Here is a 20,761-nt window from a genome sequence, read left to right on the forward strand (position 1 = left end):
GCGTCCGGAGCCGTCCGCTCCGGCCGAAGGACGACAGCCGTCCCCGACGAAAGTAGGGGGTGGGCGGGGGAGGGGCGAAAGTTCCCGCTCCGGTGAGGATGTGATCATCGGCAAAACTTGGGCCTGGAGCGGCATGGGGGGCGGGAGTTGGCCCCGATCTCTCGTAAGGTTCGTGGCGTGGGATCTCTGCGCAATCCGGTCGGGCCGCTTCCCTCCTCCATCTACTGGCGTCGGAGGGCCGTGGCGCTGTGCCTGGTTGCCCTGCTCGCGCTGCTCGCCGCATGGGCGTTCACGTCCGGTGGCGGCGGTGGGGGCAAGAAGACCGGCAACGACGCCGCCAATGGCTCCTCGCCCGTGCCCTCGATCAATCCCGGCCCCTCCGGCACCGGACCGGCGATCAGTCAAAAGCCCGGAGGGCGCGACGAGTCGGGCGAGGGCGACACCGTGGGCGGTGACGGCACCGGCGACGGCGACGGCAGCGGCACCGGTGACGGCGGTACGGACGCCGGCGCGGGCACGGACTCGGGGGCGTCCTCCGGCGGCAAGAACGGCGACACGGACGGCGCGGGCGGCGACGGCGGCGCGGGCACCGGCGCCGGACAGCAGGTACCGGCCGACTCGCCACTGCCGAACTGCCCTGCCGGGGCCCTGCAGTTGACCTTCCGCAGCAGCAAGCTGGCCTACGAGCCGGGTGAGAAGCCCCGCTTCCAGCTGGTCGTCAAGAACACCTCGGGCGCCGACTGCAAGACCGATCTCGGCCCGAAGAACGCGGTGTTGACGGTCCGCGACACCAAGGGCGTGCTGTGGTCCTCGAAGGACTGCCCCCGCGTGGCGCCTCCGGTCTTCCTGAAGGTCCCGGCGCGCACGACGATCACGCACACCGTGGAATGGGACCGGCACCGCAGCACCGCGCAGTGCGCCAGCGTCCCGCCGGGCGAGGTCGGCCCGGGCAACTACCTCGTCGAGGCGGCGGTGCCGGGCCTGAAGGTGTCACCGGTGGCGTTCCGCCTGGACAAGGACTGAGGAAGAAAGCCCGGGGCCTCGACGACGCCGGGGGCCTCGACGGGCCGGGGCCTCGACGGGCCGGGGGCCTGGAAAGGCCGGGGCCGGGCCCTGAAGGGCAGCAGGGCGCGGAAGCAGCCCGACCTCAGACGTAACGCTCCAGGATCGACGACTCCGCGAGCCGCGACAGGCCCTCGCGGACGCTGCGCGCCCGGGCCTCGCCGACGCCGTCGACGGTCTGGAGGTCGTCCACGCTCGCCGCGAGCAGCTTCTGCAGCCCGCCGAAGTGCTCCACGAGCCGCTCGATGATCGCGCCGGGCAGCCGCGGCACCTTGGCGAGCAGCCGGTAGCCGCGCGGGGAGACCGCCGAGTCCAGGGTCTCGGGGGAGCCGCTGTAGCCGAGGGCGCGGGCGACTATCGGCAGTTCGAGCAGCTCGGCGTGGGTCAGCGCGTCCAGCTCGGTGAGCGCCTCCGGGACCGTACGGGAGCGCTTGGCCGTGGGCTCCGGCACGTAGTCCCGGATCACCAGCTCGCGCTCCGGCTCCACGCCCGCGATCAGCTCGTCGAGCTGGAGCGACAGGAGGCGGCCGTCGGTGCCGAGCTCGACGACGTACTCGGCGATCTCGGTGGCGATCCGGCGCACCATCTCCAGGCGCTGGGCCACGGCCGTGACGTCCCGGACCGTCACCAGGTCCTCGATCTCCAGGGCAGAGAGCGTGCCGGCCACCTCGTCGAGGCGGAGCTTGTAACGCTCCAGGGTCGCCAGGGCCTGGTTGGCGCGGGACAGGATGGCCCCGGACTCCTCCAGGACGCGGCGCTCGCCGTTGACGTACAGGGCGATCAGGCGCATCGACTGCGAGACGGACACGACCGGGAAGCCGCACTGCTTGGAGACCCGGTCCGCCGTACGGTGCCGGGTGCCGGTCTCCTCGGTGGGGATGGACGCGTCGGGGACCAGCTGCACGCCGGCCCGCAGGATCTTGGAGATGTCCTTGTCGAGGACGATCGCCCCGTCGAGCTTGCACAGCTCGCGCAGCCGGGTCGAGGTGAAGTCGACGTCGATGACGAAACCGCCGGTGCACATCGACTCGACGGTCTTGTCCATGCCGAGCACGATCAGACCGCCGGTGTTGCCGCGGAGGATGCGCTCGAGCCCGTCGCGGAGGGCGGTGCCGGGGGCGACGGCACTGAGCGACGCACGCATCAGTGCCTCGTTGTCCTTGGCTGCCACTGCACTCCTCCGGCTCGTACGGATGGGCGAGACCAGGGCAAAGTCTAGCGACAACGCCCCGCCGCCCCGGGCCCCGCGCCACGAGCACCCGGCCGGCCGGGCCCCGGAAGCCCCCTGGGGCGTCCCCTCGGGCGTCCTCCCGACGGCCCTCCCGTGCGGGGACCGGCCCCGCCCTGGGGGCCCTCCGGCCCCGGTCGGCCGCACAGTCCCTGAAGGCGCTTCTCCGGTCCTGGCCGGCCGCACAGGTCCCTGAAGGCGCTTCTCACGGCCCCGGTCGGTCGGACAGTCCCCTAAACGCGCTCCTCCGGTTCCCGCTCGGTCCGCGGACGGCGGCCACGGGGCAGGACGCGCAGGGCGTCGCCCATGTCCGCGACCTCCGTGACCTTCATGCCCGGCGGGACCTTGCCCGGGTCGGCCGGGACCAGGGCGTGCGTGAAGCCGAGCCGGTGCGCCTCCGCGAGGCGGCGCTGCACGCCCGTCACCCGGCGGACCTCGCCCGCGAGGCCCACCTCGCCGATGGCGACCAGGTTCTTCGGCAGCGGGGTGTCGCTCGCGGCGGAGGCGAGCGCGAGGGCGATGGCCAGGTCGGCGGCCGGCTCGGACAGCTTCACGCCGCCGACCGTCGCGCTGTAGATGTCCCGCTTGCCGAGCGCGCTGATCCGGCCGCGCTGCTCCAGGACGGCCAGCATCATCGAGACCCGGGAGGTCTCCAGACCGGAGGTGGTGCGGCGCGGCGACGGGATCTGCGAGTCCACCGTCAGCGCCTGCACCTCGGCCACCAGCGGCCTGCGGCCCTCCAGCGTCACCGTCAGACAGGTGCCGGGAACGGCAGTGTCGCGCCGGGTGAGGAAGAGGCCGGACGGGTCGGCGAGCCCGGTGATGCCCTCGTCGTGCAGTTCGAAGCAGCCGACCTCGTCCGTCGCCCCGTACCGGTTCTTCACGCCGCGGACCAGGCGGAGCCGGGCGTGCCGGTCGCCCTCGAAGTGCAGCACCACGTCCACCAGGTGCTCCAGGAGACGCGGACCCGCGATGGCACCGTCCTTGGTGACATGGCCGACGAGCAGCGTCGACATGCCCCGCTCCTTGGAGGCGCGGATCAGCGCGCCGGCCACCTCGCGGACCTGCGCCATGCCGCCGGGCGCGCCGTCGATCTCGGGGGAGGCGACGGTCTGCACCGAGTCCAGGATCAGCAGCGAGGGCTTCACCTCGTCGAGGTGCGCGAGGACGGCGGACAGGTCCGTCTCGGCCGCGAGGTAGAGGTGCTCGCTGAGCGCGTTGATCCGGTCGGCGCGCAGCCTGACCTGGCTCGCGGACTCCTCGCCCGTCACGTAGAGGGTGCGGTGCTCGTCGCTCGCGGCCTTGGCGGCCACGTCGAGCAGCAGCGTCGACTTGCCGACGCCCGGCTCGCCCGCGATCAGCACGACGGCGCCGGGGACCAGACCGCCGCCCAGGACCCGGTCGAGCTCGTCGACGCCCGTGCCGCGCGCGGTCGCCTGCCGGCCGTCGACCTGCCCGATCGGCAGCGCGGCCGAGGACACCCGGCCGGCGGCCGTGGTCCGCACGGCGGGCGCGCCGTACTCCTCGACCGTCCCCCAGGCCTGGCACTCGGGGCAGCGGCCGAGCCACTTCGCGGTCTGCCAGCCGCACTCGGTGCAGCGGTAGGACGGCCGGTCCTTGGCGGTTTTGGTACGAGCAGCCATGACGGACACCGTAGCGGCAGCCACTGACAACGAGGCGAGGGCAGCTCCCCGGCCCGCGGCCCCGGCCACCGACGAGCGTGCCGTGGCCCGAGATCACGGGGCTGGTGTCCCCTTTCGGGCGATACCTTCACCCGTACGGATTAAAAGTGTGCAAGGGGTGAGAAGTGCCCCCTCCCTCCTGCCTACGGTCGCCCAGTGACGAGCAGCAGTCTGGAACACCCCACCCGAAGCACCGGCGGTCCCCGCACCCTCGGCCAGCGGCCCCCCGCGCGCTACGAGGAGTACCTGGACGGCCTGTTCACCTACTGCCTCTCGGTGCTCTGCGACCACGACACCGCCACCGCCGTCCTCGGCGACGTCCTCGCCATCGCCGAGCGCCATCACGGCCGCTGTCCGGCCGACGAGAGCGGCCGCAGGGCCTGGCTGTACGCGCTGGCCCGCTGGGCCTGTCTGCGCAGCCTCGGCGAGCAGCGCCGCCGACGCCAGGGCGCGCACACCGGCCGGCCCGTCGCCGTGCCCGAGCCGGCCCGCGTCGCGCCCGAGGTCGCCGAGCGCCGCCGGGCCGAGCTCGCCGCGCTCGCCTGGCCCGAGGCCGCCGGCACCACACCGGAGCAGCGCGAGGCCCTGGAGCTGGCCGTACGGCACGGGCTCGGGCAGCGCGAGGTCGCGGCCGTGCTCTCGCTCGACCCGGTCGCCGCCCGCGAGCTCCTCGCGTCCGCGGGCTGCGAGGTCGAGCGCACCCGCGCCGCGCTCGCCGTCGTCGAGACCGGCGACTGCCCCACCGTCGCCCGGCTCACCGGCGACCACCAGGTGCTGCTCTCCGCCGCCCTGCGCGCCGAGCTGGTCCGGCACGTCGACGACTGCCCGCGCTGCCGCCGGGCCGCCGAACGGGCGGGCGCCACCGGGCCCTGGCCGGGGGCCGCCGCCGTGCCGACCGGGCGGCTGCCGATCGTCGAGGCGCCGCGCGCCGCCGCGTACGTGGCGATGATGCACGTGCCGCGGGCCCGCGCCGGCGCGCCCCGCTTCGGTCCGACCGGCTTCCCGATGGACCCGAAGGACCACGCGGCCCGCCGCGACCGGATGCGGGCCCGGGCGGTCACCACGACCGTCGTCGCCGCGGTCGTCGCCGCCCCCGTCCTCGCGCTGTGGGCCTCGTACCGCGGCACCCCGGCCGGCGACGAGGGCCAGGACGCGGCCCGGATCAGCGCGCGCGAGGCGGACGGGCCGGGCGACGCGCAGGGCGGTTCCGGCGGCCGCCCGTACGACCGCTACGAGAACACGGGCAACGCCCGCACCACACCCGATCCCCGCTTCACCCGCGGCAGCCGTTCGCCCGACGTCTCCGTCGAGGTGATCAGCCCCGGCGCGCCCGCCGGCCCGGCCCTGCCGGGGCAGGCCGCACCCGCCCGGCTCACCGTCTCCGCACGCGGCAGCGGCGCGACGACCCTGCTCACCCTCACCAACGAGGGCGGCTCGCCGGCCGCGTGGGCCCTCTGGTCGGACGCGCCCTGGCTGTACGTGAGCCAGGCCTCCGGCACGCTGGGCCCGGGAGAGTCGGTCACCGTGCGGATCTTCGTCGACCACGCCCACGAACCGGCCGGCGCCTGGAGCGCCCGGGTCGGCGTGAACCCCTCGGGCGCGGTGGTGCGGATCGACGGCCACGGGGCGACTCCGCCGCCCACCACGACCCGCCCGGCCACCCCGCCGCCGACCGGCACGGACGAGCCGACGACACCGCCGCCCACCAGCGAGCCGCCGACCACTCCGCCGACGACGGGCGAGCCCACCACGGAGCCTCCGACGACGGAGCCGACCACCGGACCCACGCCCGAGCCGACGGCCTCGGCGACCGACGCCCCGAGCACGGACCCGGCGCCTTCCCCGTAGGGCCCGCGGACCTACGGGGCCGGGTCGGCCGGGTGCGGTGCGACCAGCGGGAGCTGGGAGGCGAGCCGCGCCTCGCACAGCCCGACCAGGACCTCGTACGCCGCGAGGCCCATCATCTCGACCAGCTCGGGCCGGTACGAGACGTACACCGGCTCCTTGCCCACGTGCGCCGAACTCGCGGTGGTGCAGTACCAGTGCAGGTCGTGGCCGCCGGGGCCCCAGCCGCGCCGGTCGTACTCGCCGATCGACACCTGGAGGACCTTGGTGTCGTCGGGTCGCTCGATCCAGTCGTAGGTCCGCCGCACCGGCAGCTGCCAGCACACGTCCGGCTTGGTCTCCAGCGGCTCCCGGCCCTCCTGCACGGCGAGGATGTGCAGCGAGCAGCCCGCGCCGCCCGCGAAGCCCGGGCGGTTCTGGAAGATGCAGGAGCCCTGCCAGCGGCGGGTCTGCCGGTCGCCGTCGTCGTCGACCTGCACCCAGCCCGTCTCCGTGCCGACGTCGTGGAACTGCCACAGCTCCGGCGTCAGACGCGCCACGTGCTCCGCGACCCGCTTCTCGTCGTCCTCGTCGGAGAAGTGCGCGCCGAGCGTGCAGCAGCCGTCGTCGGCGCGGCCCTCCTGGATGCCCTGGCAGCCGTTGCCGAAGATGCAGGTCCAGCGGGAGGTGAGCCAGGTCAGGTCGCAGCGGTAGACCTGCTCCTCGTCGTCCGGGTCGGCGAACTCGACCCAGGCGCGCGGGAAGTCCAGGCCCTTCTCGTCGGGCTCGGCGTCCCTGGCCTTCTTGCCGGCCTTGCCGGCCTTGACCGCCTTCACGGCCTTGGCCGCGTGGGCCACCCGTGCGGCCTTCGCGGCGTTCTCGCTGGCGTGCTCGCCGGCACTGCTTTTGCCCGGCTTCGCCTTTTTCGTCTTTGGCACAACGCCAAGCGTATGCGGGCGGGCGCAGTAGCGTTTCCGTTCATGAGACTCGGAGTCCTCGACGTCGGTTCGAACACAGTGCACCTGCTGGTGGTGGACGCCCACCCCGGCGCCCGCCCGCTGCCCGCCCACTCCCACAAGGCGGAGCTGCGCCTGGCCGAGCTGCTCGACGAGCGCGGGGCCATCGCCGACGCGGGCGTGGAGCGGCTCGTGGGCACCGTCCGCGAGGCGCTGACGGCGGCCGAGGACAAGGGCTGCGAGGAGGTCCTGCCGTTCGCGACCTCGGCGGTGCGGGAGGCGAGCAACGCCGACGACGTGCTCGCCCGGGTCTACGCCGAGACCGGGATCGCGCTCCAGGTCCTCACCGGCGAGGAGGAGGCCCGGCTCACCTTCCTCGCCGCCCGGCGGTGGTTCGGCTGGTCCGCGGGGAAGCTGTTCCTGCTCGACATCGGCGGCGGCTCGCTGGAGGTCGCCTTCGGCATCGACGAGGAGCCCGACGCCGCCGTCTCCCTGCCGCTGGGCGCGGGCCGGCTCACGAAGGGCTGGCTGCCGGGCGACCCGCCGGAGACCGACGACGTGAAGGCGCTGCGCCGCCACGTCCGGGCGCAGATCGCGCGTACGGTCGGCGAGTTCAGCCGCTTCGGCCGGCCCGACCACGTGGTGGCCACCTCCAAAACCTTCAAGCAGCTCGCCCGCCTCGCCGGTGCCCCCGGCTCGGGCTTCGGCCTGTACGTCGAGCGCACCCTGTCCCGCGCCTCCCTGGAGGAGTGGGTGCCGCGGCTCGCCGCCATGTCCTCGTCCGAGCGCGCCGTGCTCCCCGGCGTCTCCGAGGGCCGTGCGGCCCAGCTCCTCGCCGGCGCCCTGGTCGCCGAGGGCGCGATGGACCTCTTCGGCGTCGACCAGCTGGAGATCTGCCCCTGGGCCCTGCGTGAGGGCGTGATCCTGCGCCGCCTCGACCACCTGCCGTAGGGCGACCCGACGGATCGGGGCCCGAGCGGGCCCGGGTCGGGTCCCGGGCGGGACCGCGTCGCGTCCCGGGCGGGTGGCTCCGGGGTGACCGGAACCACCCTCCGGGCGCCCGGCCCGCCCCGTACCCTGTCTCCGTGGCAGAACCAGCGGTGCGCGTCCCGGATGCGAAGGTCGCCCTGTCGACGGCCTCGGTCTATCCGGAGTCGACGGCGACGGCCTTCGAGGTCGCCGCGCGCCTCGGCTACGACGGTGTCGAGATCATGGTGTGGACCGATCCGGTCAGCCAGGACATCGAGGCGCTGCGCCGCCTGTCGGACTACCACCAGGTGCCGATCCTCGCCGTGCACGCGCCGTGTCTGCTCATCACCCAGCGGGTCTGGTCCACCGACCCGTGGGTCAAGCTCCAGCGGGCCCAGGCCGCCGCGGAGAAGCTGGGCGCGTCGACGGTGGTCGTGCACCCGCCGTTCCGCTGGCAGCGGCAGTACGCGCGGGACTTCGTCACCGGCATCTGGCGGATGGCCGACGAGACGGACGTCCGCTTCGCCGTCGAGAACATGTACCCGTGGCGGTACAAGGACCGCGAGATGCTCGCGTACGCGCCCGAGTGGGACGTCACCAAGGACGACTACCGCCACTACACCCTGGACCTGTCGCACACCGCGACCGCCCGTACCGACACCCTCGCCATGGTCGACCGCATGGGCGACCGGCTCGGCCACGTCCACCTCGCCGACGGGCGCGGTTCCGCGAAGGACGAGCACCTGGTGCCGGGCCGCGGCAACCAGCCGTGTGCCGAGCTCCTGGAGCGACTGGCCCTGAACGGCTACGACGGCCACGTCGTCATCGAGGTCAACACCCGGCGCGCGATGTCCTCCGCCGAACGCGAGGCCGACCTCGCCGAGGCCCTCGCCTTCACCCGGCTCCACCTGGCCGCCGCCTCGCGGGGCACGCGCGCGTGAGCGAAGGGGCGAGCGGAGGCGCGGGCGAGGAGGCCGGCGCGGGCGGGGGAGCGAACGCGGGCGCCGGCGCGGGCTCGGGCGAGAAGGCCGGCGGCGCGGGCGACGGAACCGGCGCGGGCGGCAAGGCCGCCCGGCGGCGCGGCCGTCCCTCCCGTACCGCCGCCGAGGAGAGCGGACCGGGCGCGCGCGAGCGGATCCTCGAGGCGGCGCGCGAGCAGTTCGCCGAGCGCGGCTACGACAAGACCTCGATGCGCGGCATCGCGAAGGCGGCGGGCGTGGACGCGGCGCTCGTGCACCACTACTTCGGTACGAAGGACGAGGTCTTCGCCGCGGCGATCGAGGTGTCCTTCGAGCCCACGGCCGTCGTCCCGGCCATCATCGGCGGCCCGCGCGAGGCCATCGGCGAGCGGCTCGCGCGCTTCTTCATCGGCGTCTGGGAGAACCCGGCGACCCGGGCCCCGCTGCTCGCGATCATCCGTTCCGCGCTGACGCACGAGGCGGCGGCCAAGGTGCTGCGCGGATTCGTGCTGCGGCGCCTCCTGGAGCGGATCGCCGCCGACCTCGACGTACCGGAGCCGAAGTTCCGGGCGGAGCTGGCCGCCTCGCACATGATCGGGATCGCGATCCTGCGGTATGTGATCCAGGTGGAGCCGCTGGCCTCGGCGGACCCCGAGGAGATCGTGGCCCAGGTGGCGCCGACCCTGCAGCGCTACCTGACCCGGCCTTGACCGAAGGGCGAGCCGACCGTCCGCCATGCGGACACCCTTGTCCAGATCTTGGAGTCGAAGCGTACGCTCGACTCCAGACACACCCATCACGAGGAGCGAGCGACGATGCCCGAGCTGAGGTCCCGCACAGTCACCCACGGCCGCAACATGGCGGGCGCCCGCGCCCTTATGCGCGCCTCCGGTGTACCGGGCGCGGACATCGGGCGGAAGCCGATCATCGCCGTGGCGAACTCCTTCACCGAGTTCGTCCCCGGCCACACCCACCTCCAGCCCGTGGGCCGGATCGTCTCCGAGGCGATCACGGCGGCCGGCGGCATCGCCCGTGAGTTCAACACGATCGCCGTCGACGACGGCATCGCGATGGGCCACGGCGGCATGCTCTACTCCCTGCCGTCCCGCGACCTGATCGCCGACAGCGTGGAGTACATGGTCGAGGCGCACTGCGCCGACGCCCTGATCTGCATCTCCAACTGCGACAAGATCACCCCCGGCATGCTGATGGCCGCCCTGCGCCTCAACATCCCGACCGTCTTCGTCTCCGGCGGCCCCATGGAGTCCGGCCGCGCGACGCTCGTCGACGGCACGGTCCGCACGCTCGACCTGGTCGACGCGATCTCCGAGGCCGTCAACGACAAGGTCTCCGACGAGGACATCCTCCGCATCGAGGAGAACGCCTGCCCGACCTGCGGGTCCTGTTCCGGCATGTTCACCGCCAACTCGATGAACTGCCTGACCGAGGCCATCGGCCTCTCCCTCCCCGGCAACGGCTCCGTCCTCGCCACCCACACCGCCCGGCGCGCGCTGTACGAGAACGCCGCCCGCACGGTCGTCGACATCACCCGGCGCTACTACGACGAGGACGACGCCTCCGTCCTGCCGCGCAACATCGCCACGAAGGCCGCCTTCGAGAACGCCATGGCCCTCGACATCGCCATGGGCGGCTCCACCAACACGATCCTGCACCTGCTCGCCGCCGCGCAGGAGGCCGAGCTCGACTACGGCCTGAGCGACATGGACGAGGTCTCGCGCCGCGTGCCCTGCCTGGCCAAGGTCGCCCCGAACGTCGCGCCGCGCGGCACGTACTACATGGAGGACGTGCACCGCGCCGGCGGCATCCCCGCCATCCTGGGCGAGCTGCACCGCGCCGGTCTGCTCAACGAGGACGTCCACGCCGTCCACAGCCCCTCCCTCGCGGACTGGCTGAAGAACTGGGACGTGCGCGGCGGTTCCCCGTCCGAGGAGGCCGTCGAGCTGTGGCACGCGGCCCCCGGCTGCGTCCGCTCCTCGGAGGCCTTCTCCCAGTCCGAGCGGTGGGACACGCTCGACCTGGACGCGGCGGCCGGCTGCATCCGCTCCGCCGAGCACGCCTACTCCAAGGACGGCGGCCTGGCGGTGCTCCGCGGCAACATCGCCGTCGACGGCTGCGTCGTGAAGACCGCCGGCGTCGACGAGTCGATCTGGACCTTCGAGGGCCCGGCGGTCGTCTGCGAGTCGCAGGAGGAGGCCGTCGAGAAGATCCTCAACAAGCAGGTCAAGGACGGCGACGTGGTCGTCATCCGCTACGAGGGCCCCAAGGGCGGCCCCGGCATGCAGGAGATGCTCTACCCGACGTCCTTCCTCAAGGGCCGGGGCCTCGGCAAGACCTGCGCCCTGATCACCGACGGCCGCTTCTCCGGAGGCACCTCGGGCCTGTCCATCGGCCACGCCTCCCCGGAGGCCGCCTCGGGCGGCACGATCGCCCTCGTCGAGGACGGCGACCGCATCCGCATCGACATCCCGTCCCGCTCGATCGACCTCCTCGTCGACGAGGAGACCCTCGCCGCCCGCCGCGAGGCGCTCGGCGGCGTCTACGCGCCGAAGAACCGCGACCGCAAGGTCTCGGCGGCGCTGCGGGCGTACGCGGCGATGGCCACGAGCGCGGACAAGGGCGCGGTGCGCGACGTGACGAAGCTGGGCTGACGGCTTCCGGGCCGGCCGGCTTCCCGGGCCGGCCCACCGGGCCGGGCTTCCCGGTCCGGACGGACGGCGGACGAAAGGCGGCGGTGCGGACCCGAGAGGGTTTCCGCACCGCCGTTTCGCGTGTCCGCGGTGGCCCTGGCCCTCGCCCTTTCCCTGGCCCTCGCCGCCGTGGCCCTGGCACTCGCCGCCTTTCCCTGGCCCTCGCCGGCTCTCCCCGGCACTCACCAGCTGTCCGGCGTGCTCCCGTCCACCGCGAAGACGGAGCCGTCCGGGGCCGTCCCGTAGACGCGCTCACCGGCGGCGACCGGGGCCGGGACGGAGGTGACGTAGCCGAGGCGGCCCGCCGACAGGCGCGGCGCGGTCTGGGCGAGGAGGGAGCCGCGCGCGGTTTCGACGGCGATGAGGCGGCCGTCGGAGGCGGAGAGGTAGAGCCGCTCCCCGGGCCCGGGCGTGAGGGCCGAGACGTTGCCGCTGCCGGTCTCCAGCTCCCAGCGGACCCGGCCCGCCGAGGGCGCGGCGGAGAGGTCGACGGCGGTCAGCCGGCCGAGCGCGTCGAGGAGGTACGCGGTGGAGCCGCGCACGGCGATCGACGGGCTCGCGACGCGGTACGGGAGCGGGACGCGCCGTGCCTCGCGCCGGTCGGGGTCGTAGTGGACCAGGGCCTCGGTCCGGATCTCGCGGTAGGTCGCGGCCAGGACGAGCGCCCCGTCCGAGCCGTGCGCGACGGGCACCAGGTTGCCCTTCAGACGGTGCTGCCAGGCGACCGTGCCGGTGGCCGGCCGTACCGCGCTGAGCACCGTGTGCGTGCCGTCGGCGCTCGGCTCGTACACGGTGAGCAGACCGGCGGCGGTGTCGTACGGGCCGAGCTGCGGCGCGCTGTGGCCGGGCAGCGCGTGCCGCCACACCTGGCGGCCGGTGGCGCCGTCGACCGCGCGCAGCTGCCGCGAGCCGCCGCTGAGGACGACCACGGCACCGGCCGGCCGGTTGCGCTCGGCGGCGGCCGGCCGGGTCCGCCAGCCGGGAGTGCCGTCCTTCGCCGCGTAGGTCCGCAGCTCGCCGGTGGCGCCGGTGACGGCCACGGTGCCGCCGGGCAGCACGACGGGGGCCGTCGGCCGCTCCGTACCGTCCGCGTCGCCTCCGCCCGCGCCGGCGCCGCTCCCGGCGGGCCGTGACCAGACGACCCGTCCGGTCGCGGCGTCCAGGCGGGCGGCGTCGATGCCCGGCGCCGAGCAGTAGAGGGCGCCTTCCGCGAACGCGCAGGCGGGGGCGGCGGGCGCGGCGGAGCCTCCGCCCGCCGTGCCGAGCGCGGTCTGCCAGCCGGTGAAGGACGTGGCGGCCTGCGCCGGGTGCGGCGAGGCGGCCGACGGCCGCGCGTCCCGCGCCGCGAGGACGGCGACGGTCCCGCCCGCCGCGACGGCGAGCAGCACGCCGAGCGCGATCGGCACCCGCCTGCCGCGCCGGCCCTGTCCGCCGCGCCGGTCGGGTCGCTCGCGTCCGCCCCGCTGCTTCTGCTCACCGCGCTGCCTGCGCCCGCCACGTCCGGCGCGCGGCACCTCGGCCCGTACGGGAGTGTCCGCGTCCCACGCCCCGGTCGGCGCCGGCATCTCGCGCACGGCGCCCGCGCCGGACCCGCCGGCGGGCGACCGCCGCTGCGCGGGTATGAACGCGGTCGCCTCGTACGAGGGCGGCAGCAGCGCCGCCATGATCTCGGCGGGCGTCGGCCGCTCGGCCGGTTCCTTCGCCAGGCAGCGGGCCACCAGCGGCGCCAGCTCCTCCGGAACGCCCGTCAGGTCCGGGTCGTCGTGCACCACTTGGTACGCGACGATGTACGGGCTGTCGGAGTCGAAGGGGCCGTGCCCGGTCGCCGCGTGCACGAGCACCGAGCCGAGCGCGAAGACGTCGGCGGCGGGTCCGACCTCCTTGGGCCGCTGGAACTGCTCGGGCGCCATGAACGGCGGCGAGCCGATCAACTTCCCCGTCTCCGTGTGGAGGTCGCTGTCCACGGGCCGGGAGATCCCGAAGTCGATGACCTTCGGACCCGAGTCGGTGAGCAGCACGTTGCTGGGCTTGAGGTCGCGGTGCACGACGCCCGCCCGGTGGATGTCGCGCAGCGCCTCCGCGAGTCCGGCGGTGAGCCGGCGCAGCTCGGCGGGGGACAGCGGACCGCTCCGCTTCACCTGGTCGGCGAGGGTGGGGCCGGGGACGTAGAGGGTGGCCATCCAGGGGCGTTCGGCGTCGGGATCGGCGTCCACGACGGGTGCGGTGAACGCGCCGCTGACCCGCCGCGCGGCGGCCACCTCCTGGCGGAAGCGGGCCCTGAACTCGGGGTCCTCCGCGTACTGTTCGTGCACCACCTTGACCGCGAGCCGCAGCCCGGAGGCGGAGGTGGCGAGGTGGACGACGCCCATGCCGCCGGCGCCGAGGACGGCCTGGAGCCGGTACTCGCCCGCGTAGTCGGGCTCTTCCGCTTCCCGGTCGGCACCGGTCCTGCGCAACGGCGGCATCGCCGACCCCCGTGTGGTTCCCCGTCGTGTCCGCGCGCCTGCGCGACGCACGGAGCCTAGTCCATGGTGGGGCCGAAGTCGGCGGGGCTTGCTAGCCTGCGCGTCGCGGAGGGTGAATTTCTCCGCAGTGCTTCTGGCAGGCGCTCGCGCGCACCGGACGGGGGAGTGGCAATGGGCAGCGAGAACGAGTCGACGACCGTGGCGGCAAGGACCGCGGACACCGCGGGTACGGCCGGCACGGAGGCCGTCGCGACCATGGCGGCGGAGGACGTCGCGACCACCGCCGGCGAGGTCCCGGCCTACCCGGTCGCTCCCGGGTACCGGGTGAACGTCCGCTCGGGTCCGGGCACGAAGTACCCGATCGTCCGCACGCTCACGCTGGGCGCCTGGGTGCAGATCTACTGCCAGACGCCGGGCGAGTGGATCACCGGCCCCTACGGCACCACCAACGTCTGGGACAACATCGGCCCCGGGCAGTTCGTCTCCGACGCGTATGTGAAGACGGGCAGTGACGGCTACGTGACCCGGCGCTGCGGCTGACGGCGGCCGCGTCCGCGGCCGGGGATAATCGATCCCGTGAGCGAGGAAAAGCAGAGCAAGACCGGCACCACCCCCGCCGGGCCGCAGCCCGAGGAGCTCCGTTTCTTCGGCACGACCTGGGTGGACCACCGCGACGGCTACACCCTGCGTCGCGTCGGCGCCTCCGTCGGCTCGCTCCTCGCCGCGGTCGCGGGCTGCTTCGTGCTGCGCTTCGCGTACCAGGGCCTGGAGATCGCGAAGGTCGGCGGCTTCGTCAACACGCTCGTGGTCGTGATGTTCGCGGTCTGCAGCGCGATCGCCTTCCGCAAGACGTGGGAGGGCTTCGTCCGGCGCCCCGCCGACCCGGCCCGCGAGGACGCCCTGCGCAGCCTGAAGGCCATCGGCTTCATCGGCTCGCTGCTCGCCTACTTCGTCCGCAGCCTCACCGAGGCGCCCGGCGAGAGGCTCCTGCGCGCGGAGTACGAGGAGGCCGTCACGCGCTTCGAGAAGCGCCGCGCGAGCCGTACGGGCAACCCGTCGGGCCGCAAGAAGCCCAGGCGCTAGGGCTCGCCCCCACCCCGAGTCATTCCAGGACCCCCGGACATCGTCCGGGGGTCCTTGACGTGTCGCACCCATGGGCCCACTATTCATCACATGATGAATAAAACCGGTGAGGCCGGCCCCACCGCCGGCCCCGAGGCCGCCCCGGCCACCGGCGCGGCCGTCACCGCCACCGCCCTCACCGTCGTCCGCGGCGACCGCACCGTCCTGCGCGCCCTCGACTTCACCGTCCCCCGCGGCCGCATCACCGGCCTCCTCGGCCCCTCCGGCTGCGGCAAGACCACCCTCATGCGCGCGATCGTCGGCACCCAGGCCAAGGTCACCGGCACCCTCGACGTCCTCGGCCGCCCCGCCGGCGACCCCGCCCTGCGCTCCCGCATCGGCTACGTCACCCAGGCGCCGTCCGTCTACGACGACCTCACCGTCCGCCAGAACCTCGACTACTTCGCCGCCGTCCTCCTGCCCGGCCGCGCCCACCGCGACGAACGCCGCGCCGCCGTCACCCAGGCCATCGCCGACGTCGACCTCACCTCCCACGCCGACGCCCTCGCCGGCCGGCTCTCCGGCGGCCAGCGCAGCCGCGTCTCGCTCGCCGTCGCCCTCCTCGGCACCCCCGAACTCCTCGTCCTCGACGAACCCACCGTCGGCCTCGACCCCGTCCTCCGCCGCGACCTGTGGGACCTCTTCCACCGCATCGCCGCCGACCGGGGCACCACACTCCTGGTCTCCAGCCACGTCATGGACGAGGCCGAGCGCTGCCACCGGCTGCTCCTGCTGCGCGAGGGCGAACTCCTCGCCGAGGACACCCCCGAGGCCCTGCGCCGCCGCAACGACACCGCCACCGTCGAGGACGCCTTCCTCCACCTCGTCGACGCCGCCGCGGCCCGCGCCCACGCCGATACCCAGGCACCGAGCCAGACCCAGGCCGGCACCGTCACCAAGGAGCAGCCGTGAACCTCGACCGCACCCTCGCCACCGCCGCCCGGGTCCTGCGCCAGCTCCGCCACGACCCGCGGTCCATCGCCCTGATGCTCCTCGTGCCCTGCCTGATGCTCGTCCTGCTCCGCTACGTCTTCGACGGAAGCCCGCAGACCTTCGACAACATCGGCGCCTCGCTCCTCGGCATCTTCCCGCTCATCACCATGTTCCTGGTGACCTCCATCGCGACCCTCCGCGAACGCACCTCCGGCACCCTCGAACGCCTCCTCGCCATGCCCCTCGGCAAGGCCGACCTCATCGCCGGCTACGCCCTCGCCTTCGGCCTGGTCGCCGTCGTCCAGTCGGTCCTCGCCACCGGCCTCGCCCTGTGGTTCCTCGGCCTCGACGTCATCGGCAGCCCCTGGCTGCTGCTCCTCGTCGCTCTCCTCGACGCCCTGCTCGGCACCGCCCTCGGCCTGTTCGTCTCGGCCTTCGCCGCCTCCGAGTTCCAGGCCGTCCAGTTCATGCCGGCCGTGATCTTCCCCCAGCTCCTGCTGTGCGGCCTGTTCACCCCGCGCGACCGCATGGCCCCCGCCCTCGAAGCCGTCTCCGACGCCCTGCCCATGTCGTACGCCGTCGACGGCATGAACCAGGTACTCCGCCACACCGACATCACCGCCGACTTCCTCCGCGACGCCCTGGTCGTCGCCGGCTGCGCCGTCCTCGTCCTCGCCCTCGGCGCCGCCACCCTCCGCCGCCGCACCGCCTGACCGCCCCTCGGACACGGAACGCACCGCCCAGGCCCTCGGTGCAAGGATGTCCCTGCGGAGGGACACGCCGTCCGTCCGCATGGACAGGCGCAGGCCCATCCCGGCGAGGTGAAAGACCCCATGACCCAGACCGTCGCAGTCCTCGGCACCGGCAAGATCGGTGAGGCGCTCCTCAGCGGCATGATCCGTGCCGGCTGGCGCCCCGCCCACCTCCTCGTCACCGCCCGCCGCGCCGAACGCGCCGAGGAACTCCGCGCCCGCTACGGCGTCGAGACCGTCAGCAACGCCGACGCCGCCAAGCGCGCCGACACCCTCATCCTCGCCGTGAAGCCCCAGGACATGGGCCGGCTCCTCGACGAACTCGCCCCTCACGTCACCGCCGACCGCCTCGTCGTCAGCGCCGCCGCCGGCATCCCCACCGCCTTCATCGAAGAGCGCCTCACCGCCGGCACCCCCGTCGTCCGCGTCATGCCCAACACCCCCGTCCTCGTCGACGAAGGCATGTCGGTGATCTCCGCGGGCAGCCACGCCACCCCCGAGCACCTCGCCCACGCCGAGGAGATCTTCGGCGGCGTCGGCAAGACCCTCCGCGTCCCCGAGTCCCAGCAGGACGCCGCCACCGCCCTCTCCGGCTCCGGCCCGGCCTACTTCTACTACCTCGTCGAAGCCATGACCGACGCCGGCATCCTCCTCGGCCTGCCCCGCGCCCAGGCCCACGACCTGATCGTCCAGGCCGCGATCGGCGCCGCCGTCATGCTCCGCGACAGCGGCGAACACCCGGTCAAGCTCCGCGAGGCCGTCACCAGCCCCGCCGGCACCACCATCTCCGCCATCCGCGAGCTGGAGAACCACGGCGTACGGGCCGCCCTCATCGCCGCCCTCGAGGCCGCCCGCGACCGCAGCCGCGAGCTCGCCTCCGGCAACGGCTGACCCAGGGCCTGCCCGGCGGATCAGCGCCTACCCCGCCGCCTTCAGCACCTCCTCGGTACGGACGACCCGGGCGAACCGCCCGCCGTGCAGCGACACCGCCGTCGCCCGGGTCAGCTCCTCCGCGCTCCGCGTCCACCCGAAGGGCCCGGCCAGGTCGAACGTGTGCATCGCGTCGATCACGAACACCACGTCGTACCCGAGGTTCCCGCCCATCCGGGCCGTCGTCTCGTTGCACATGTTCGTCTGGATCCCGACGATCACGATCTGCCCGATGCCGCTCCCCTTCAGCCAGGCGTCCAGATCCGGCTCCCCGTAGAACGCCGAGTTCACGCTCTTCGTGACCAGCAGCTCCGGCCCCGCCCCCTTCCCCCGCCGCTCCGCGACGAAGTCCTTGAACTCGTTGCCCACCGAACCCGACCGCAGCGGCGACCCCACCTGCACCGAGTCGTGGCGCACGAACACGACCGGACGGCCCGTCCCCTGCCACAGATCGATCAGCGCCGCGATGTTCGCCTCGGCCTCCGGATTGTCCCGACGCCCCCAGAAGCCCTCGTCGTCGAAGCCCTTCTGCACATCGACGACCACCAGCGCCGCGTTCTCGTCCATCTCCGTAACCTCCCTGGTCTCCATACCGACGATCCTGCCGCCGCACGACCACCAGCCCCAGAGGCAGAAAAGCCCACGATCGATGGTTTACTGCCAACCATGTCGGCAGACCACACGAGCCCCCAGCGCATCGCCCTCCTCTCCTTCCCCGGCATCCGCGCCTTCGACGTCTCCGTCATCACCGAGGTCTGGGGCAGCGACCGCACCCACCGCGGCGTCCCGCCCTTCGACCTCCGCCGCCCCGCCGCCGACCCCCACAGCCCCCTCCCGATCCGCGGCGGCCTCAGCCTCACCCCCGACCGGCCCCTCGACTGGCTCGACACCCTCACCCCCACCGACCTCGTCCTCGTCCCCGGCATCGAGGACCCCGACGCCGACATCCCCGCACCCGTCCTCGACGCGCTGCGCCGCGCCCACGCCGCCGGCACCCCCGTCGCCTCCCTCTGCGCGGGCGCCTTCGTCCTCGCCCGGGCCGGACTCCTCGACGGCCGCCGCGCCGTCACCCACTGGCACCTCGCCCGGACCCTCGCCGAGCGCTATCCCCAGGTGAAGGTCGAACCCGAAGCGCTGTTCGTCGAGGACACCGGTATCTGGACCTCCGCCGGCACCGCCGCCGGCATCGACCTGTGCCTCCACCTCGTCCGCACCACCCACGGCGCCGAGACCGCCGCCACCATCGCCCGCTCCATGGTCACCGCCCCCTTCCGCACCGGGACCCAGGCCCAGTTCATCGAACAGCCCACCCCATGCGCCGACCGCGACGCCGACGCCCTCGCCGCCGTCCGCGCCCACGCCCTGGCCCACCTCGACCAGCCCCACACCGTCGCGAGCCTCGCCGCCCACGCCGGCATGTCACCCCGGTCCTTCGCCCGGCACTTCCAGGCCACCACCGGCACCAGCCCCCTCCACTGGCTCATCACCCAGCGCGTCGCCGCGGCCCGAAAACTCCTCGAACTCACCGACCATCCCCTCCCCGAAGTGGCCCGCCGCGCGGGCTTCGGCAGCGAGGTCACCATGCGCCAGCACTTCGCCTCGCACCTCGCCACCAGCCCGCGCGACTACCGCACCGCCTTCCGTCAGACCGCCGGCAACAGCCCGATCGCCCGATAGGCCCGGTCCACCACCGGCCGCGCCATCCCCCGCGCCCGCTCGGCACCCTGCCGCAGCACCTTGTCCACGTGCCCCTGATCCGCCGCGAGCTCGGCATGCCGCTCCCGCACCGGCCGCAGCAGCTCCACCACCGCCTCCGCCGTGTCCTTCTTCAACGCCCCGTACGACTCGTATACACCGGCAAGCTCGTTCGGGTTCCCACCCGTCGCGGCGGCCAGCAGATCGAGCAGGTTCGCCACCCCCGGACTGGCCTCCCGGTCGTACACGACCTCCCGCCCGCTGTCCGTCACCGCCCGCATGACCTTCCGCCGGACGGCGTCCGCGTCGTCGAGCAGATAGACGATCCCGGACCCGTTCTCGTGCGACTTCCCCATCTTCGACGTCGGGTCCTGCAGATCCATGACCCGCGCCGCCACCACGGGGTGCGTCGCCTTCGGCACCGTGAACACATGCCCGTACCGCTGGTTGAAGCGCACGGCCAGGTCCCGCGTCAGCTCCACGTGCTGCGTCTGGTCCTCACCCACCGGCACCTCGTCCGCGCCGTACGCGAGGATGTCCGCGGCCATCAGCGCCGGGTACGTCAGCAGCGACAACCGCACGCTCTGCCCGGCCGCCCGCGCCCGCGCGCTCTTCTCCTTGTACTGGATCATCCGCCGCATCTCGCCGTCCGTGGCCACGCACTCCATCAGGTACGACAGCCGCGCGTGCTCGTCCACGTGGCTCTGCACGAACACCGTGCACCGCTCCGGATCCAGGCCGGCGGCCAGCAGCAGCGTCGCCGCCTGCCGGCTCAGCCGCGTCACCCGCGCCGGATCGTGCTCCACGGTCAGCGCGTGCAGGTCCACCACGCAGAACAGCGCGTCCGCCTGGTGCTGGTCCACCTCGACCCACCGCCGGACGGCCCCGAGGTAGTTGCCCAGCGTCAGGTGCCCGGTCGGCTTGACCCCACTGAAGATCCGCTTCATCGCGTTCGTCCTCCCTCTCTCCTGGCTCTCTGCCGGAGCACCGCCGGCCCGTCGGCCGGGCTCCCGGAGGGGGATACGCGAACGGCCGCCGAGGCGGCGGCCGTTGTCTGCATGCGTGAGTACGGGCCGCCGGTCAGGCGGCCCACCACTGGGTGGTGTGCGCATGCGTCGTCATACGCACAGGGTACGCACCAGGCCCGGGGTTGACACGGGATTACGCGATCCGTAGTGTTCTCCGGGTTGTCCGACGTGAGCACCGACTCCGGTCGGCCCCGGACAGCCATTCCGCAAGAACCACCAACGCCTGACGGCGTCGATTCGTCGTGCCGTCCTGTGTTTCCGTGCGTTTTTGCGAAATGAGGAATCCGCGTTCGAAGGTTTGAACGCCGGCCCCCGATTAGCGTCGGGGCCAAGGAATCCGCTAAAGTCTCACTCGTCGGAACGGCCCAACAGCCGGGAAGACAACCCCCTCTGACTGGGAATCAGACGCCGAAAGGATCTGATAGAGTCGGAAACGCCGGAAGGGCCC

18 protein-coding genes are annotated in these 20,761 nt (G+C 73.6%); 12 read left to right on the plus strand and 6 right to left on the minus strand.

The window, feature by feature from the left end:
- Window positions 1-177 precede the first annotated feature (177 nt).
- Window positions 178-1,023, plus strand: coding sequence for a hypothetical protein (locus tag ACFVGS_RS35570; protein ID WP_385696432.1), 846 nt, complete (start codon window positions 178-180; stop codon window positions 1,021-1,023).
- 124 nt (window positions 1,024-1,147) lie between these two features.
- Here the strand turns inward: ACFVGS_RS35570 and disA are convergent, their stop codons facing one another.
- Window positions 1,148-2,206, minus strand: a complete 1,059-nt coding sequence (disA, locus tag ACFVGS_RS35575; protein ID WP_385696466.1) for a DNA integrity scanning diadenylate cyclase DisA — start codon at window positions 2,204-2,206, stop codon at window positions 1,148-1,150.
- A 317-nt stretch (window positions 2,207-2,523) separates the two neighbouring features.
- Window positions 2,524-3,933, minus strand: coding sequence for a DNA repair protein RadA (radA, locus tag ACFVGS_RS35580; RefSeq protein ID WP_384422156.1), 1,410 nt, complete (start codon window positions 3,931-3,933; stop codon window positions 2,524-2,526).
- A 195-nt stretch (window positions 3,934-4,128) separates the two neighbouring features.
- Here radA and ACFVGS_RS35585 point away from each other — a divergent pair, with 195 nt between their 5' ends.
- Complete coding sequence (locus tag ACFVGS_RS35585) at window positions 4,129-5,820, plus strand: hypothetical protein (protein WP_385696434.1); 1,692 nt, start codon at window positions 4,129-4,131, stop codon at window positions 5,818-5,820.
- 11 nt (window positions 5,821-5,831) lie between these two features.
- On the opposite strand, the gene ACFVGS_RS35590 is transcribed toward ACFVGS_RS35585, so the two are convergent.
- The gene (locus tag ACFVGS_RS35590; protein WP_384422180.1) at window positions 5,832-6,632 is read right to left on the minus strand and encodes a hypothetical protein; all 801 of its coding nucleotides are present in this window, start codon (window positions 6,630-6,632) and stop codon (window positions 5,832-5,834) included.
- Window positions 6,633-6,776: 144 nt separating this feature from the next.
- On the opposite strand from ACFVGS_RS35590, the gene ACFVGS_RS35595 reads away from it, so the two are divergent.
- From ACFVGS_RS35595 to ilvD, 4 genes are all read left to right on the plus strand, one after another.
- Window positions 6,777-7,703, plus strand: a complete 927-nt coding sequence (locus ACFVGS_RS35595; protein ID WP_384422152.1) for a Ppx/GppA family phosphatase — start codon at window positions 6,777-6,779, stop codon at window positions 7,701-7,703.
- A gap of 134 nt (window positions 7,704-7,837) precedes the next feature.
- Entirely contained in the window at window positions 7,838-8,662 is an 825-nt protein-coding gene (locus tag ACFVGS_RS35600) for a sugar phosphate isomerase/epimerase family protein (protein ID WP_384422150.1), read from the plus strand.
- A complete protein-coding gene (locus tag ACFVGS_RS35605) occupies window positions 8,659-9,390 on the plus strand; it encodes a TetR family transcriptional regulator (RefSeq protein ID WP_385696438.1) in 732 nt (243 codons plus the stop codon). Before ACFVGS_RS35600 ends, ACFVGS_RS35605 begins: the two co-directional genes overlap by 4 nt.
- 105 nt (window positions 9,391-9,495) lie before the next feature.
- Window positions 9,496-11,349: a dihydroxy-acid dehydratase gene (ilvD, locus tag ACFVGS_RS35610; RefSeq protein WP_385696441.1), complete on the plus strand. Its 1,854-nt coding sequence runs from the start codon at window positions 9,496-9,498 to the stop codon at window positions 11,347-11,349.
- 221 nt (window positions 11,350-11,570) lie between these two features.
- Here the strand turns inward: ilvD and ACFVGS_RS35615 are convergent, their stop codons facing one another.
- The gene (locus ACFVGS_RS35615) at window positions 11,571-13,853 is read right to left on the minus strand and encodes a protein kinase (RefSeq protein ID WP_385696444.1); all 2,283 of its coding nucleotides are present in this window, start codon (window positions 13,851-13,853) and stop codon (window positions 11,571-11,573) included.
- Window positions 13,854-14,024: 171 nt separating this feature from the next.
- Between ACFVGS_RS35615 and ACFVGS_RS35620 the strand changes: the two genes are divergently transcribed.
- The 5 genes from ACFVGS_RS35620 to proC all read left to right on the plus strand — a co-directional run bounded on the left by ACFVGS_RS35620 (window position 14,025) and on the right by proC (window position 17,551).
- Window positions 14,025-14,393 carry an SH3 domain-containing protein gene (locus ACFVGS_RS35620; protein ID WP_385696447.1) on the plus strand — a complete coding sequence of 123 codons (369 nt, stop codon included), beginning with the start codon at window positions 14,025-14,027 and terminating at the stop codon, window positions 14,391-14,393.
- 36 nt (window positions 14,394-14,429) lie between these two features.
- Window positions 14,430-14,936, plus strand: coding sequence for a hypothetical protein (locus ACFVGS_RS35625; protein ID WP_384422140.1), 507 nt, complete (start codon window positions 14,430-14,432; stop codon window positions 14,934-14,936).
- A gap of 90 nt (window positions 14,937-15,026) precedes the next feature.
- On the plus strand, window positions 15,027-15,887 hold the full coding sequence (locus tag ACFVGS_RS35630; protein WP_385696450.1) for an ABC transporter ATP-binding protein: 861 nt from the start codon (window positions 15,027-15,029) through the stop codon (window positions 15,885-15,887).
- Window positions 15,884-16,621: an ABC transporter permease gene (locus ACFVGS_RS35635; protein WP_385696453.1), complete on the plus strand. Its 738-nt coding sequence runs from the start codon at window positions 15,884-15,886 to the stop codon at window positions 16,619-16,621. The genes ACFVGS_RS35630 and ACFVGS_RS35635 overlap by 4 nt, the downstream gene beginning before the upstream one ends.
- A gap of 120 nt (window positions 16,622-16,741) precedes the next feature.
- The gene (proC, locus tag ACFVGS_RS35640) at window positions 16,742-17,551 is read left to right on the plus strand and encodes a pyrroline-5-carboxylate reductase (RefSeq protein ID WP_384422136.1); all 810 of its coding nucleotides are present in this window, start codon (window positions 16,742-16,744) and stop codon (window positions 17,549-17,551) included.
- 27 nt (window positions 17,552-17,578) lie between these two features.
- On the opposite strand, the gene ACFVGS_RS35645 is transcribed toward proC, so the two are convergent.
- The gene (locus ACFVGS_RS35645) at window positions 17,579-18,157 is read right to left on the minus strand and encodes a cysteine hydrolase family protein (RefSeq protein WP_385696457.1); all 579 of its coding nucleotides are present in this window, start codon (window positions 18,155-18,157) and stop codon (window positions 17,579-17,581) included.
- A 99-nt stretch (window positions 18,158-18,256) separates the two neighbouring features.
- Here ACFVGS_RS35645 and ACFVGS_RS35650 point away from each other — a divergent pair, with 99 nt between their 5' ends.
- Window positions 18,257-19,267: a GlxA family transcriptional regulator gene (locus ACFVGS_RS35650; protein WP_385696460.1), complete on the plus strand. Its 1,011-nt coding sequence runs from the start codon at window positions 18,257-18,259 to the stop codon at window positions 19,265-19,267.
- Here the strand turns inward: ACFVGS_RS35650 and trpS are convergent.
- Window positions 19,234-20,232: a tryptophan--tRNA ligase gene (gene trpS / locus ACFVGS_RS35655; protein WP_385696463.1), complete on the minus strand. Its 999-nt coding sequence runs from the start codon at window positions 20,230-20,232 to the stop codon at window positions 19,234-19,236. The genes ACFVGS_RS35650 and trpS overlap by 34 nt on opposite strands.
- Window positions 20,233-20,761: the final 529 nt, after the last annotated feature.

It is taken from the genome of Streptomyces sp. NPDC127114 (genome assembly GCF_042677525.1).
Taxonomy (GTDB): domain Bacteria; phylum Actinomycetota; class Actinomycetes; order Streptomycetales; family Streptomycetaceae; genus Streptomyces.